Origin of the sequence: Pedobacter psychroterrae, from assembly GCF_004331695.1 — a bacterium.
GTDB lineage: Bacteria > Bacteroidota > Bacteroidia > Sphingobacteriales > Sphingobacteriaceae > Pedobacter > Pedobacter psychroterrae.
Genome location: NZ_SJSL01000001.1, coordinates 759,902 through 774,784, shown reverse-complemented (window position 1 = coordinate 774,784; position 14,883 = coordinate 759,902). Strand labels below are relative to the sequence as shown.

The following is a 14,883-nucleotide window of genomic DNA, read 5'->3' as shown; positions in this document are numbered from 1 at the left end:
TTTAAACAAACCCGTAAGCAGCTGATATTGAGCGAGAAAATCTACCTGAATTTTCTCATGAATTTTCTGACGGTATGAAAAGAATCTGTAAGATGGCGATTTACTGTTTTTGAGGAAATATTAAGTTCATCTGCTATTTCCTGGTAGCTCATCCCTTGCTGCTGACGCATTTCAAATACCAGTCTTCTTTGGGGACTAAGGCTGTTCAGGCTTTCCTGGTATAACTGGGTTAGTTCACGGTAATTGATCAGGTCATCTGCCCTTTCTATTGAGGCTGGTTCGGTTAGCATGTCCCCGATGGGTAAGATATGGAGGCTTTTCTTTCGAAACTGATCGATAATCACAGCTTTCAACAAATGAAACAGGAAGGGTTGCAAACTTGGACGATCATTGGCCAGTTCATCCTTTTTTTGCCAGGCCTTGAACATGACGTCCATTGCTATTTCTTTTGCCAGTTCAGCATCATGGATATAGCGGGAAGCAAATTTGAACAGTTTATAAAAATGAAGTTTAAATAATTGGTTAAATGCCCTTTCATCTCCGCTTTTCCAAAGGCTAATCAATTCACGTTCGTCATTCGGGTTTGCAGACATTTGGACCAAAATTTATTTCCACCAAAAGTACGGTGCAAGTAAATAAGGGAACATTAAATGTATGTTAACTATTCGTTAGCTAATGTATGTCATATGGATAATATTTTCCGGGTTTTGTCAGGGTCGAAAGGCGAAGGTGTTATAAAGCGACTATTGCGGCTTATTGATAATTGCTACAGTAAGCCTGCTTACACAGTTCATCTTGCCTTTATCGTTGTAAATTTTAATTTCCCAGATGTGCGTTTTGGCGCCAATGTGCAGGGGTTTGCAAATACCTGTTACCAGTCCGCTTTTGACTGGGCGGAGGTGGTTGGCGTTTACTTCGAGACCTACCGCGATGTATTTTTCAGGATCGATACACATGTAAGAAGCTACGCTGCCAAGGGTTTCGGCTAATACCACCGATGCGCCACCATGCAAGATGCCCGCGGGCTGATGAGTACGCTCATTGACAGGCATGGTTGCTGTTAGAGAATCTATGCCGACCACTGTAAACTGTATATCCAGAAAAGCACCCATATGGTTTTTTGGGCGGTCATTTAGCCCCTGCGGAGTAAATTCAGAAAACCACATTACAGATAGCGCTCTTTAATGATCTGTACATGGTGCATAATGTGGCCTGCAATTACGAAAAGTAAAGCCCTTACGGTAATTTGCCTGTTGCTTGCGGTACCCATCTTTTCCAGTTCAGCTTCTGTGAGGGACTTGAACAAGTAAAGGTCAGATTTTCTTAAAAGCGAGAACTCCTCGGAAAGGCTTAGAAGGCTCCTGTCTGAAAAATGGGCATTCGCGACATATTCATCTTCTTCAAAGCCTGGCAAAGGCTGCCGCTCATTACGGGCAAAGCAAGTCAATCTGTATACCAGAATACGCTCTGTGTCAATGATATGTCCTGTCATTTCTTTGATGGTCCATTTGCCTGGCGCATAGGCATAGTCTGCTTTTTCTATCAGATTGCGGATAAAATCGGGATATTCAGTTGCCTGCCGCTCCAGTAAGTTTATCACATCATCGCCATCAATCAATTTGATGTAGGTTTCTGCCCATGCTGGATACTCATGTGTTTGAGGTCGGTTCATAAGTAATGCTGCTTTTTAAAATGATACGAAAGGTAGTCCCTTTGCCCAATTCGGATTCTTTAACAAAGATCTGCCCGTTATGATAATTTTCAATAATGCGTTTGGTAAGTGAAAGGCCGAGGCCCCAGCCGCGCTTGCGTGTAGTATAGCCAGGCTGAAAGACGGCGTCGAATTTAGACCGTGCGATCCCCTTTCCGGTGTCTGATACATCTATAAAGACTTCTTCCTTAGCCAGGTTTTCGATAATGTTGATGGTGATCTTTCCTTCATTTTCAATAGCATTGGCCGCATTTTTAAGCAGGTTTTCTGTTACCCAGTCAAAAAGAGGCACATTTAGTAGCGCCCTCACCTGGTCATCACCTGTGATGCTGAAAATGATCTTATCGGATGTGCGCAATTTAAAATATTGGACAAAATTATAAATAACAGTATACATCACATGGTCTTCTACGATGGGCTTGGACCCGATTTTAGAGAAGCGGTCAGTAATTACCTCGAGGCGCTTGATGTCGTTTTCCATTTCTGCGATCAAGGGGTCTTCCTCTGCATTGAAGCGTGACTTGATGAGCTCAACCCAGGCCATCAATGATGATATCGGCGTGCCAAGCTGATGGGCTGTTTCTTTGGCCATTCCTACCCATACCTGGTCCTGCTCTGCCTTGCGTGCGGAACTGAAGGCTACATATGCAGTAAGTAAAAACAGGGCGATCACGGACAATTGTATATAAGGGAAATAACGCAACTGTGTCAATGTAGGTGTATCCTTGTGATAAATAAACCAGCGTTTTCCATCCAGGCCGGTGATCGGTATTCGCGGATGTTGCTTCCTCATAATCTTTAGCTGACGTGCAAAATATTCGGGGTCATAATTTTCCAGCTTATTATCATCGACATTGTAATAAGTTTTTATAGAATCCAAGCCCTGATAACCGATAATATCGTCGTTGCCGTCAGTCATGATCACCGGCAATTTATTGTTGGTCCTGATGAGGTCGATCACGCCTGTATACCGGTCATCATCGTACATGTTAAATGATTGTTCGGTTACTTTTACATAGAGTTCAAACTGCAACCGCTCTTCGCGTTCCATTTTCTTAACGAAGAAATCGCTGTAAAAAACTGAGGCTGCGCCGATAACAATGGCAAAGACCAGTAAAAAGAATTTCCAGCGCCGTTTTTTCTCGTAAGGATTCATAGATTATGAAGCCAAATTACAAAAATATATCTTTGCAGGCAGTAATATGGAAAAGAAAGTAAGAGTAAGATTTGCCCCCAGCCCGACAGGAGGGCTGCACCTGGGCGGTGTGCGTACTGCGCTGTTTAACTATTTGTTTGCCAGACAGCACAATGGTACGTTTATTTTGCGCGTGGAAGACACTGACCAGACACGCTTTGTGGAAGGTGCAGAAGCGTATATCGTGTCCTGCCTGGAATGGTGTGGCATTGTTGTGGATGAGAGTCCGCAGCAGGGAGGTTCATTTGGGCCTTACCGTCAGAGTGAGCGAAAAGCAAGCTACAGGCAGTATGCGGATCAGTTGATAGCTGACGGCCATGCATACTATGCTTTTGACACGCCTGAGGAGCTTGATGCAAAGCGCAAGGAAGTGCTAAATTTCACTTATGGACAGGGTACGCGGAACGGAATGCGCAACTCCCTTTCGCTGACTGAGCTTGAAGTGGCCGCGCTTTTGGCCGACAATACGCCTTATGTGGTCAGGATAAAAATGCCAAAAGATGAGTTGGTTTCATTTACTGATCTCATAAGAGGACACGTAAGTTTTGATACCAATCTGATAGATGATAAAGTTTTATTAAAAGCTGACGGAATGCCTACTTATCATTTGGCTGTAGTAGCTGACGACAGGGCGATGGAGATCAGCCATATATTCAGAGGAGAGGAATGGCTGCCCTCGGCCCCCATCCACATCTTATTGTGGAGGTATCTGGGCTGGGCCAATGAAATGCCGCAATGGATACATCTACCTCTCATATTAAAACCGGATGGCAATGGTAAGCTGAGCAAACGTGATGGTGACAGGCTTGGATTTCCGGTGTATGCACAGAACTGGACTGATCCGAAAACTGGCGACCTGACCAAAGGATTTAAGGAGCTGGGTTTTATGCCGGAAGCTTTTGTAAATTTACTGGCAATGTTGGGCTGGAACGACGGATCCGATCAGGAATTGTTCAGTTTAGCAGAACTGACCGAGAAATTCTCTGTGGAAAGGATCAGCAAAGCAGGGGCAAAGTTCGATTTTGAGAAAGCAAAATGGTACAATCATGAATGGATTAAACATACGGATGCGGTAAAATTACTGCCAGCTGTAAAAGCTGTTTTTGCTGATCAGGGTTTCGTACCTGCTGATGACAGCTACCTGGAGAAGATCATTGACCTAATTAAAGATCGGTGCAATGTATTTACTGATTTTATAGCACAGGGTTCGTACTTTTTTAATGTCCCGGCTGAATATGATCTGGTTGCGGTAAAGCCAAAGTGGACACCGGAAAAGGAAATCTTTTTTGAGGAATATGCCCTGGAGATAAATGAAGGGCAGTCAGCATCAAACCTGGAAGAGAGGTTTAAACAATTGGCTGAAGCGCGTGGTTTTAAACCAGGGGAGCTCATGCTGCCATTCAGGATTATGCTGGTTGGCGGAAAATTTGGACCTGGTGTATTTGACATCGCAGTTGCCCTGGGAGTGGATGAAACCCGTAACAGGATAACCACTGCCCTCAGTGAATTTTAAGTAATTCGATTTTTTAGTTAGTTTGGTATAACAATTGCCGCTAAGGAACTGTACCAAATTTAACTAAGATTTTATGCAATGGTTCGGTAAAGGAAGTGGTAACATAGATGACCGCAGGGGGATGAGTGGGGGAATGGTAGGCGGTGGAGTCGGTATTGTAGTTGTTATATTAGGTCTGCTTTTTGGCACAGATTTAACTGGGTTGGTTAGTCAGTTGCCAGTTGATGGTGTTACGCAGACTGAAGGTAAAAAAGGTGATCCTACAGATGCTGAAGGGAAGTTTGTGGATGGAGTACTGGAATCAACCAATCAGGTGTGGGCCCAGCAATTTGAATCGCTTGGAAATACATATGAAGAACCTAATATGGTCCTGTTTACAGACATGGTTCAATCTGCATGTGGTAGCGCAAGCGCAGCAGTAGGCCCATTTTATTGTCCTGGCGATCATAAGGTTTACATTGATCTCTCATTTTACGAAGACTTAAAAAATAAGTTTGGTGCTGCTGGAGATTTTGCTCAGGCATATGTGATCGCACATGAAGTAGGGCACCATGTTCAAAACCTGTTGGGCATTTCAGAAAAGATGCAGAGGGCACGCGGCGAGCTTAGTGAAACGGAATACAACCGCTTGTCTGTTAAACTGGAACTTCAGGCAGATTTCTATGCTGGCCTATGGGCACATCACGCACAAAAATTAAAGGATTTTAAGCTTGAGGAGGGTGACATTGAAGAAGCGTTAAATGCCGCAAATGCCATTGGTGATGACAAGTTGCAAAAGCAGGCACAGGGAGAGGTTGTTCCCGATGCTTTTACGCACGGTACATCCGCACAAAGAATGTACTGGTTTAAAAAGGGATTCGATACCGGAGATATTAATCAGGGAGATACTTTTAATTCAAGTCAGTTATAACAAGTTTATTTTTAACTTTATTTTTTTTGATGCTATATAAGCGCATTTATTTTTATAATGATATTAATTGTAGATGATACACCTGAGAACCTGATTTCTTTAAAAAGGGTTCTTGAAACACATAATTTTGAAATAGATACGGCATCATCGGGAGAGGAGGCTTTAAAAAAAGTCCTTAGAAATGAGTATGTTCTGATTATTCTGGATGTTCAGATGCCAGGAATGGATGGTTTTGAAGTAGCAGAGGCGATCTCAGGATATAGCAAAGCAAAAGAAACCGCCATTATCTTCTTGTCAGCAGTAAATACGGAGCTTAAATTTATTACAAAGGGCTATTTGTCAGGAGGTTTGGATTATATTACTAAGCCTGTTGACATGAGTGTTTTACTATTAAAAGTAAAAACGTTTTACAGGATTTATGAGCAGAATAGAAAACTGATAGATATCCAAAAAGCACTGCTTGATGAAATAGAATTCAGAAGGCAGGCAGAGCGTAAAAAGGACGAATTTATCAGTATTGCAAGCCACGAACTAAAAACGCCGCTGACAAGTGTGAAAGGCTATATGCAGTTGCTGGAGAGAAGTATTGATAAAGGAGATACTGAAACATTAAAAAAGCACTTGGGGAAAGCCCAGGTGCAGCTTGAAAAACTCCATGACCTTATAGCGGACCTCTTGGATATTTCAAAAATCGAAAGCGGAAAGCTTAAGTTTAATAAAAGATATTTTTATATTGATGAACTACTGGATAGTGTGATTGACATCATCCATCAATCTAGTCCTGAATTTAAGATTATAAGAAATGGAACAGTAGCGAGAGAGGTTTATGCTGATGAAATGCGTATTGAGCAGGTAGTCATTAACTTTTTGACCAATGCCATCAAATATTCTCCGGGAACCAGTGAAATTCACATCAACCTAAATAATAAAGGAGATAAAGTCTATCTTGGGGTGAAGGATTTTGGTATAGGCATAGCACCTGAACAACAGAAATGTGTGTTTGATAAATTTTACAGAGTAGAAGAAACTGCCATACATTTTCAGGGATTGGGGATAGGCTTGTATATTTCTGCTGAAATCATCAGGCGTCATGGCGGAGAGGTTGGCGTTAAAAGCAAACTAGATGAAGGGTCGGAATTTTATTTCCTATTGCCAGCAGATTCGGGATCAGAAACCGATTAATATATTAATTTTATGGAGAAAACATCATTAAAAAATAATCTGCGTATTGGCTTGGGATTATCGCTACTGATACTTTTTATCACTTCACTGGCGTCTTATATAAGTATAAAGAATCTGATCAGAAGTGCAGACATGGTATCCCACAGCAGTGACATTATCAACAAACTGGAGGGGGTAATATCAACACTCAAAGACGCGGAGACGGGCCAAAGGGGATATCTGCTGACTGGAGATAAAGTTTTTTTAGATCCATTTAACGGTGCTAAGGAGGACGCAACAGCGCTTTTAGACGAAATAACTATAAAAACAAGAGATAATGCATTTCAACAACAAAGTGTAAAGCAATTGCAAAACATCATTGAAGAACGATTGGGTATTATCGAAAAAACCTTGGTTATTAAAGGCAGGGGTGGAAATGTAAGTATCGATGAACTGCTGACCGGAAAAAATTATATGGACAAAGCAAGGTCTATCATAAAAAAAATGCAGGATGAGGAAAAGAGATTGCTTGATATCAGAACTAAGGACTTAAACACCATTGCAGGCTATACACCTATTCTAATAGTTATCGCTGCGGCACTTGCGGTCTTAATTACGATATTTTTTTATCGAAAGGTTTCTATGGATTTCACAACCCGTATGAGACTTCAGCAGGAACTGCAGGAAAAGAATGAGGAAATGGATACCAGGATAACAGTGATCCAAAATATAGCCAGTAAGATCTCAAACGGAGATTATAAAATTCGTCTGGATGAGAAAGAAAAGGATGGTCTGGGTAGCCTGGCAGGGTCATTAAATGCAATGGCGGAATCTCTTCAGTATTCGTTTACGCTTTTGGCCGACAAAGAATGGCTTCAGTCGGGAATTGCCAGTCTGAATGACCAGATGGTTGGTGAGAAAAGCGTAGATGTACTTGCAGATGATATCATTGCGAGTATTGTAGGGCATACCGATAGTGTGGTGGCAGCACTTTATCTGATTGGAGAAGATGGTCATCTGTATCTGGAAGGCGGATATTCGCTTATTGAAGATCAGTATAAAACGATGAAGATTGGAGAAGGGGTGGCAGGACAGGTGCTTAAATCAGGAAAGCAAATCTTAATTAATGACATTCCTCAAGGGGAACTAACGATTAGTTATGCCGCAGGAAATACAAGGCCAAGGAATATCGCGGCGGTTCCGATAATGCGGAACACTGAGGTGATTGGAGTGATGGAATTTGGTTCTTTAAACAGTTATACCCCCTTGCAACTGGAATTTCTTAACAATGTTTCCCATAATATTGGAGTTGCTATTCAGGTTTCTCAGAACCGTAGAAAAATGCAGGAGCTTTTAGAGGAGACCCAGGCACAGGCAGAGGAACTGCAGGCACAGCATAGTGAGCTTGAGGGCCTGAATGCAGAGCTTGAAGCCCAAACGCAGAAAATACAAACCTCTGAAGAAGAATTAAGGGTGCAGCAGGAAGAATTGCTGCAAAGTAATCAGGAACTTGAAGAGCGGACCAGTCTGCTTGAAGAAAAAAACCAGCTCATACAAGAAAGAAATCTTGATATACAGCAAAAAGCTGAGCAGCTGGAGCAGAGTACAAAATATAAATCTGAGTTTCTGGCAAATATGTCCCATGAATTGAGGACTCCTTTAAACTCCATATTGCTATTGTCAAAGCTGATGTCTGAAAACAAGGAGCTGGAAGCGGAATATATTGAGTACGCAGAAGTAATTCAAAGCTCCGGACAAGGCCTGCTAGGCCTGATAGATGAGATCCTTGATCTCTCCAAGATCGAAGCAGGTAAAATGAAGCTCGAATTTACCAACATGAGTATTGTGGAGATCACCACAGATATGCGGTCATTATTCAATCCTTTGGCTAAGAACAAAAACCTGGAGCTCATCATTGAGGTAGAAGAAGGCGTACATCATGTGAATACAGATAAGATGCGCTTAGAACAGATTTTAAAAAATCTGCTTTCTAATGCTATTAAATTTACCAGCCAGGGCAGGGTTTCGCTGACTGTTACAAAGGCAGATAAATTCATATTATTTAAGGTTACAGATACGGGGATTGGCATACCGTCTGACAAGCAATCGTTAATATTTGAAGCATTTCAGCAAGCTGATGGATCAACGCGGCGTAAGTTTGGGGGAACAGGACTTGGCTTATCTATAAGCAGGGAGCTGGCAAAGCTCTTGGGTGGCCATATTGAACTTACAAGCAAAGAAAATGTAGGTAGTGAGTTTACTTTTTCACTTCCCATTGACAGAAGCGATGCGGTTAAACAATTGGTTCAAGCGGCTACAGCACCAGTTTCTTTCGACAGGCCTGAAGAAGTAGTGGCAGAACGGTTTACGGTGACTCATATACCTCAGGAAGTTGACGACGACCGTGACAGCATCAAAGCTGAAGATAAAATTATTCTGATTATAGAGGACGATACTGCATTCGCAAAGACCTTGTTGAATTTTACGCGTAAAAGAAATTACAAAGGAATTGTGGCTGTAAGAGGAGATGCAGGCATAGAACTGGCCAATCTTTATAAGCCGCTCGCTATTTTATTGGATATACAGTTGCCGGTCAAAGATGGCTGGCAGGTGATGGAAGAATTAAAACTGAACCCTTCTACACGGCACATACCGGTTCATATCATGTCCTCGCTGGAGGTTAAGAGGGAGAGCCTGTTAAAGGGAGCTGTTGATTTTATAAACAAACCTGTGGCCCTGGAGCATATGAAGCAGATTTTTCAAAAGCTGGAACATGCATTAAGCCGTCATCCCAAAAAAGTACTGATAGTAGAAGAAAATAAGCAGCATGCAGAAGCCCTTAGTTACTTCTTAAGCAATCATGATATTACTACAAAAGTAACTAACAATGTAGATCAAAGCATTAGTGACCTGCGGAAAAAGGAGGTTGACTGCGTAATCCTTGATATGGGAGTTCCCGACAAAAATGCATACATAACGCTGGAAACCATCAAAAAGACTGAAGGACTGGAAAACCTTCCGATCATCATATTTACAGGGAAACACTTGTCAAAAGGAGAGGAATCGAGGATTAAACAATATGCAGACTCCATCGTGGTTAAAACAGCCCATTCCTATCAGCGGATACTGGATGAGGCGGGATTGTTTTTGCACCTTGTAGAGGAGAAAGAGACTGATAGCAAAATTAAGAAGCCCTTTTCTGAAAGACTGGGAGGGCTATACGAAGTACTGAATAATAAGACTGTTTTGATTGCGGATGACGATGTACGGAATATTTTTTCGCTAACAAAAGCGCTGGAGCAGCACAAAATGAAAGTGCTTGCGGCTACAGATGGCAAAGAAGCCTTGCAGATATTGAAAGAAAACCCTCTTGTAGACATTGTACTAATGGATATGATGATGCCTGAGATGGATGGTTATGAAAGCACTAAGGAAATCAGAAAAATTTCTGCATACAAACATTTACCTGTTTTGGCTGTTACTGCAAAAGCAATGATGGGAGACAGGGAAAAATGCATCTCCGCAGGTGCGTCAGATTACATTTCGAAGCCTGTAGATATTGATCAGTTAATCTCATTGCTCCGTGTTTGGCTTTACGATAAGGTGTGATATATATGGCAAAAAAAGTATTAATAGTTGATGATGATAACAGGAATATATTTGCTTTAACAGCAGTATTAAAGTCTAAGGGTTATCAATGTCTTTCCACTACAGGCGGAGAAGATGCCATTGCTTTGCTCAGGAAGGATAAAGACGTAGCCGTTGTTTTGATGGATATGATGATGCCTGGAATGGATGGCTATCAGGCCATAGCAAGGATAAACGGTAGCCCCGAACTCAAAGATATTCCGGTAATTGCTGTGACAGCACAGGCAATGGTTGGGGACAGGGAGCGCTGCATTGATGCGGGAGCTGTAGGCTATGTTTCTAAACCTATAAATGTTGAGGAGCTGACTAAATTACTTACGCAATATTTTTAAAGGTTTGGAGACGAATGTAATCAATGATGAACAAGTGGAGATTTTGCTCTCAGATCTTTTGGAGCAATATGGGTACGATTTTACAGGGTATTCCAGGGCTTCCCTAAAAAGAAGAATTGTAAGGCTTTACGGATTGGATAAGGCATTGAGTTTTGCTGAGTTCAGGTACAAAATAAATAATGACCATACTTATTTTAAAAGATTTGTAGAGCAAATCACCGTTAATGTAACGGAGATGTTCAGAGATCCGGTTTTTTTTAAAACACTAAGAGAGGAAGTGCTTCCAAAGTTAGGCACATATCCTTTTATCCGGATCTGGCTTGCCGGATGCTCTACCGGAGAAGAGGCATATTCTATATCGATCATTTTAAAAGAGCTTAATTTACTGCACAAATCGCTTATCTATGCTACAGATTTAAATCCTACTGTTTTAGAGAAGGCAGCACAAAGTATGTTTGCCATGAGTCAGATGAAGCAGTATTCGGAAAATTATATCCTTTCCGGGGGAAAAAAGGATTTTTCAAGTTATTATACAGCAAACTATTCTTTGGCTAAGTTTAACGAAGATTTGAAAAGTAAGATTATATTCTCGACCCACAATCTGGTATCAGACTACTCCTTCAACGAGTTTCAACTGATCTTGTGCAGAAATGTATTGATTTATTTTGACAGGGAGCTGCAGTTTAAAGTATTGAATCTTTTTGATGAAAGCCTGGAAGAATTGGGGTATTTAGCATTAGGGACTAAGGAGACGATTAATTTTTCGCAAATTGCGGGTAAATACAAACGTTTGCAAACAGAAAAAATTTGGCGGAAGGTAGAATAATGGAGAAATGTGATGCTTTTATTATCGGAGGCTCAGCTGGAAGCTTGGAAGTTCTTTTGAAAGTCCTTCCTAGAATTAATTCTGAAATTACATTTCCAATCATTATTGTTATCCATCGCAAACATGGGAGTGATTCCCTGCTGGCAGAGTTACTTTCAGGCAGGACATCGCTACCTGTAAAAGAAGTAGACGAGAAAGAGCAAATTTTACCTGGCACCATCTATATTGCCCCTTCAGATTATCATTTGCTAATAGAACAAGATCATACATTTTCTTTAGACTATTCAGAAAAAGTAAATTATTCGAGGCCTTCTATTGATGTGACTTTTCAGACAGCGGCAGAAGTTTATAAGGCTAATCTGGTTTGTTTGTTGCTTTCTGGTTCCAACTCTGACGGGGTAAGTGGGTTAAAGAGCGTTAAACTTTGGGGAGGAGTTGCGGCTATTCAAAATCCCGAAACAGCCCAGGTTTCCTACATGCCTGCTCAAGCAATGTTGCATGTAAAAATTGACCAAATTTTAAATATTGAAGAAATTGGAGGATTTTTAAATTTATTATCCTAATATTACACAAATGAGTATGAATAAAAAAGTATTTGTATTTGATGACAACGCTGATATTTTAGAATTGTGTACTATTATTCTGGAAGATGCAGGTTATGAAATCAAAACATCTTCTACTTCTAATAATATCATTGATCAGGTATTGTCCTATATACCGGATATTATTTTTATGGATAATTGGCTGCCTGATGTAGGAGGTATAGATGCAACAAGGGAATTAAAACAGCATGCAACTTTAAAAAATATCCCTGTTATTTATTTTTCTGCTAACAATGATGTCAAATCGCTTGCGGAACAAGCGGGTGCGGATGGTTATTTGTCAAAACCATTTGATATAGAGGAATTAGAAAATATCATTCACAAACATCTTTCTGTATAAGAGAAATTCGGGTTTAATGTACGCCCAAAACATCAACCCCTTGTTCAAAAATAATATCAACAGGGATTCCCTTTTTGGTAAGTTTGTCTAGATCCTGCTGTAACTCAGTCGTGATAACTGCTTTTTCTTTTTGTGTTTTTTCTACAGCTGCTTTATCCCCATTGCCCTGAAGGGTAATTATTAAGCGACTTAATTTATTCATCGCTTGTTCAAATTTTGTAAAGTCAACTTTATAAGTTCCGTTTTCGTTTCTGATGAATGCACCGTTCTCTTTAAAGAAATTGAAACATTGCATATTGGCTTTGCCATGGGCGCTTGCAGCTCCAAATCTTACAGAACGTAAAATGCCTGCCATATAGGTGGTGTAAAACTGTTTAATGTCACCATCAAGTTCACCTTTTTTAAGCAGACCGGTAACCATGTATAGCCCTAGGACATCGGCTTTTCCTTCTTCGAGCCAGGAGTATTGTTCTTGCAATGCCTCTTTTACAAATCCTTTGCCTGTTATTGTTTTTTTGATACCCAGGCCGTGAGCTACTTCATGAAACATTACGTTGGCAAAAAAGGCATCGAAGTTTAAGTACTGCAGTTGATCCTTATCTATCAGTTCTTTTGCAATTGGCATCAGGATCTTATCAAATTTGGCTTTCATCGCATTCTTTAACTGCGAACGGCGTGTTCCTTTTTTCTGCTGGATGACTTCATCATTTGGCAGGTTTACCGCAATTGTTTTAGATCCTGCATTACAATCTCCGGCATAATAAACTACATCATAGGCATTAAGTTCGGAATCTGTCCCAGGCCTTTCCTTTTTATATTTGGCCTCAACAGGCAGCCCCTGTTGCAACTGTGGGAGCATACTAACATACTTCTCAAGGCGTTTACTCCATGCTTTGTCTTTTACCAGAACATAGGCTTCAAAAGAAGCGCGTGCATTGAACAATTTGTCTTCATAGTTTTCAATAGGACCGATGATGATGTCAAGCGTATTGGTCTTCATATCCAGCCACGCATAGTCGCTAGCCGTATAATTGTCTGTAACAAGTGCGTCAGCACGCAGGGTCAGGTATTTTTTAAATCCTGGATCTTCTGCAAATAAAGCAGCCTGTTTAAGCAGATTTGATGCTTCCTGAAGTTCACTTGCAAATAAGGCATTGTATGGAACTGAAATCAGTCGTCCTGATGAGTCTCCTTTAATCACAGAATACAGGCCATATTTATCAGTAACAGCAGATTTTTCCAATGCTTCTTTCGTCATATTTAAGGGATAGAATGAAGCCCCGGCTGGCTTTGGTCCTATGCCTGCTACAAAAGGTTTATCTCCGTTCAGACGATCCCAGGGGCCATAATTAATCATGACAAAAGATTTAGTCTTTTCATTTTTTATGGTGCTTAATAAGCTGTCACGCTGAGGATAAGCTTGCTTCCAGAACAGGTTGTCCATTATTTGGGCCGCCTGGATAAGCAAGGGTAAAATCTTACGCTCGTTGGTAGTAAGGCCATTTAAATTTGTAGTAAGTTTGACGGTTTCATAAATAGCAATACGTTGATCAACATAGTTTTGCAAGCTATCTTTGCCTGTTGTAGCTGTGCTGCTAGTATCTGTGTTTTTCGAAGTATTATTGCATGATAAAATTCCAAAAATAAGTAAACATCCGGTTAAAAATAAGGTTACCCTGGTAATGTGTTTCATACTGCCGTTAATTTTGCTATTATCTGTTTGATCAATATAGATGTATATTTATTGTGCCTAAAATAGTAAAAAATAGTAATTTCACGACTCATCTAAACATATTATGATCTGCCAAACTAAATTGACAAAAGCACCTGCTTGTCTGATACTGGGTCTACTACTGGCGTCCTGTTCAGTGAACAAATATACTGCCACTAATAAGGTCTATAAAAAACAGGCAAAGGAGTATGCAAATGCCATGTCAGCAATGCCTCCGTTGAACCAATTGATAGATTCGCTGGCGCCTGAAATGCAGTCATGGGTAGGCTCTGTTAATTTTGGTATTCGAAGGCCCAATTTTGTGATCTTACATCATACCGCACAAAAATCTACAGATCAGACAATAAAGACATTTACCGTTAAGCATTCAGAGGTAAGTGCCCACTATGTGGTTGGCAGAGATGGCCGGGTCGTGCAAATGGTGAATGATTACCTGAGGGCTAATCATGCTGGGATAGGAAAGTGGGGCAATGCTACAGATCTGAATTCTTCATCTATTGGAATTGAAATTGACAATGATGGATTTGAGCCTTACACGGAAGTACAAATCAAAGGTGTTGTGACACTGCTCTCGTCATTGAAAAAGAGATATAAAATTCCTGCGGCCAACTTTATTGGTCATTCGGATGTGGCACCAAGCAGAAAACCAGATCCGCATGATTTTCCATGGAAAATGCTTGCGAAAAAGGGGCTTGGATTGTGGTATGACGATGTGCTTAAGATGCCGCCTGCAGAATTTGATACAAATGCCGCATTGCGGATCATCGGTTATGATATTAGTAATCTGCCGGCGGCGATTACGGCCTTTAAAAGACATTTTGTACAAATTGATATTAAGCCTGTGCTTACACCGGCTGATAAACTGATACTTTTCAATCTGTATAAGAAATACCTATAAAAGCCTGCCGCAGAC

At 40.9% G+C, this 14,883-nt stretch carries 14 protein-coding genes; 9 read left to right on the top strand and 5 right to left on the bottom strand.

The annotated features are described in order from the left end of the window. Nucleotides 1-41 precede the first annotated feature (41 nt). The 4 genes from EZ437_RS03300 to EZ437_RS03285 form a co-directional block, all read right to left on the bottom strand. Nucleotides 42-593: an RNA polymerase sigma factor gene (locus EZ437_RS03300; RefSeq protein WP_131593214.1), complete on the bottom strand. Its 552-nt coding sequence runs from the start codon at nt 591-593 to the stop codon at nt 42-44. Nucleotides 594-743: 150 nt separating this feature from the next. After that, nucleotides 744-1,166 carry a hotdog fold thioesterase gene (locus tag EZ437_RS03295; RefSeq protein WP_131593212.1) on the bottom strand — a complete coding sequence of 141 codons (423 nt, stop codon included), beginning with the start codon at nt 1,164-1,166 and terminating at the stop codon, nt 744-746. Next, a complete protein-coding gene (locus tag EZ437_RS03290; protein ID WP_131593210.1) occupies nt 1,166-1,672 on the bottom strand; it encodes a DinB family protein in 507 nt (168 codons plus the stop codon). The genes EZ437_RS03295 and EZ437_RS03290 overlap by 1 nt, the downstream gene beginning before the upstream one ends. Further along, a complete protein-coding gene (locus EZ437_RS03285; RefSeq protein ID WP_131593208.1) occupies nt 1,650-2,867 on the bottom strand; it encodes a sensor histidine kinase in 1,218 nt (405 codons plus the stop codon). The genes EZ437_RS03290 and EZ437_RS03285 overlap by 23 nt, the downstream gene beginning before the upstream one ends. A gap of 46 nt (nt 2,868-2,913) precedes the next feature. Here EZ437_RS03285 and gltX point away from each other — a divergent pair, with 46 nt between their 5' ends. The 8 genes from gltX to EZ437_RS03245 all read left to right on the top strand — a co-directional run bounded on the left by gltX (nt 2,914) and on the right by EZ437_RS03245 (nt 12,238). Next, a complete protein-coding gene (gltX, locus tag EZ437_RS03280; protein ID WP_131593206.1) occupies nt 2,914-4,419 on the top strand; it encodes a glutamate--tRNA ligase in 1,506 nt (501 codons plus the stop codon). Between the two features lie 73 nt (nt 4,420-4,492). Next, nucleotides 4,493-5,329 (top strand): KPN_02809 family neutral zinc metallopeptidase, encoded by an 837-nt coding sequence (gene ypfJ / locus EZ437_RS03275; protein ID WP_131593204.1) that lies wholly within the window; start codon nt 4,493-4,495, stop codon nt 5,327-5,329. A gap of 57 nt (nt 5,330-5,386) precedes the next feature. Continuing rightward, nucleotides 5,387-6,511 carry a hybrid sensor histidine kinase/response regulator gene (locus EZ437_RS03270; RefSeq protein ID WP_131593202.1) on the top strand — a complete coding sequence of 375 codons (1,125 nt, stop codon included), beginning with the start codon at nt 5,387-5,389 and terminating at the stop codon, nt 6,509-6,511. A gap of 12 nt (nt 6,512-6,523) precedes the next feature. Beyond that, nucleotides 6,524-10,099 carry a response regulator gene (locus EZ437_RS03265; protein WP_131593200.1) on the top strand — a complete coding sequence of 1,192 codons (3,576 nt, stop codon included), beginning with the start codon at nt 6,524-6,526 and terminating at the stop codon, nt 10,097-10,099. Between the two features lie 5 nt (nt 10,100-10,104). After that, nucleotides 10,105-10,470 (top strand): response regulator, encoded by a 366-nt coding sequence (locus EZ437_RS03260; protein WP_131593198.1) that lies wholly within the window; start codon nt 10,105-10,107, stop codon nt 10,468-10,470. Between the two features lie 4 nt (nt 10,471-10,474). Next, the gene (locus EZ437_RS03255) at nt 10,475-11,296 is read left to right on the top strand and encodes a CheR family methyltransferase (RefSeq protein WP_131593196.1); all 822 of its coding nucleotides are present in this window, start codon (nt 10,475-10,477) and stop codon (nt 11,294-11,296) included. Continuing rightward, nucleotides 11,278-11,859, top strand: coding sequence for a chemotaxis protein CheB (locus tag EZ437_RS03250; RefSeq protein WP_225869481.1), 582 nt, complete (start codon nt 11,278-11,280; stop codon nt 11,857-11,859). The genes EZ437_RS03255 and EZ437_RS03250 overlap by 19 nt, the downstream gene beginning before the upstream one ends. Nucleotides 11,860-11,875: 16 nt before the next feature. Then, entirely contained in the window at nt 11,876-12,238 is a 363-nt protein-coding gene (locus tag EZ437_RS03245) for a response regulator (protein WP_131593194.1), read from the top strand. A 13-nt stretch (nt 12,239-12,251) separates the two neighbouring features. On the opposite strand, the gene EZ437_RS03240 is transcribed toward EZ437_RS03245, so the two are convergent. Further along, complete coding sequence (locus EZ437_RS03240; RefSeq protein ID WP_131593192.1) at nt 12,252-13,931, bottom strand: dipeptidyl-peptidase 3 family protein; 1,680 nt, start codon at nt 13,929-13,931, stop codon at nt 12,252-12,254. A gap of 103 nt (nt 13,932-14,034) precedes the next feature. Here EZ437_RS03240 and EZ437_RS03235 point away from each other — a divergent pair, with 103 nt between their 5' ends. Further along, complete coding sequence (locus EZ437_RS03235; protein ID WP_131593190.1) at nt 14,035-14,868, top strand: N-acetylmuramoyl-L-alanine amidase; 834 nt, start codon at nt 14,035-14,037, stop codon at nt 14,866-14,868. Nucleotides 14,869-14,883 lie beyond the last annotated feature (15 nt).

Excerpts from the sequence above, each read along its gene's own strand:
- EZ437_RS03295 (WP_131593212.1), bottom strand. The coding sequence starts at position 1,166 with ATGTGGTTTTCTGAATTTACTCCGCAGGGGCTAAATGACCGCCCAAAA.
- EZ437_RS03265 (WP_131593200.1), top strand. The coding sequence starts at position 6,524 with ATGGAGAAAACATCATTAAAAAATAATCTGCGTATTGGCTTGGGATTA.
- EZ437_RS03240 (WP_131593192.1), bottom strand. The coding sequence starts at position 13,931 with ATGAAACACATTACCAGGGTAACCTTATTTTTAACCGGATGTTTACTT.
- EZ437_RS03245 (WP_131593194.1), top strand. The coding sequence starts at position 11,876 with ATGAATAAAAAAGTATTTGTATTTGATGACAACGCTGATATTTTAGAA.
- EZ437_RS03285 (WP_131593208.1), bottom strand. The coding sequence starts at position 2,867 with ATGAATCCTTACGAGAAAAAACGGCGCTGGAAATTCTTTTTACTGGTC.
- EZ437_RS03260 (WP_131593198.1), top strand. The coding sequence starts at position 10,105 with ATGGCAAAAAAAGTATTAATAGTTGATGATGATAACAGGAATATATTT.
- EZ437_RS03290 (WP_131593210.1), bottom strand. The coding sequence starts at position 1,672 with ATGAACCGACCTCAAACACATGAGTATCCAGCATGGGCAGAAACCTAC.
- gltX (WP_131593206.1), top strand. The coding sequence starts at position 2,914 with ATGGAAAAGAAAGTAAGAGTAAGATTTGCCCCCAGCCCGACAGGAGGG.
- EZ437_RS03270 (WP_131593202.1), top strand. The coding sequence starts at position 5,387 with ATGATATTAATTGTAGATGATACACCTGAGAACCTGATTTCTTTAAAA.
- ypfJ (WP_131593204.1), top strand. The coding sequence starts at position 4,493 with ATGCAATGGTTCGGTAAAGGAAGTGGTAACATAGATGACCGCAGGGGG.
- EZ437_RS03235 (WP_131593190.1), top strand. The coding sequence starts at position 14,035 with ATGATCTGCCAAACTAAATTGACAAAAGCACCTGCTTGTCTGATACTG.
- EZ437_RS03300 (WP_131593214.1), bottom strand. The coding sequence starts at position 593 with ATGTCTGCAAACCCGAATGACGAACGTGAATTGATTAGCCTTTGGAAA.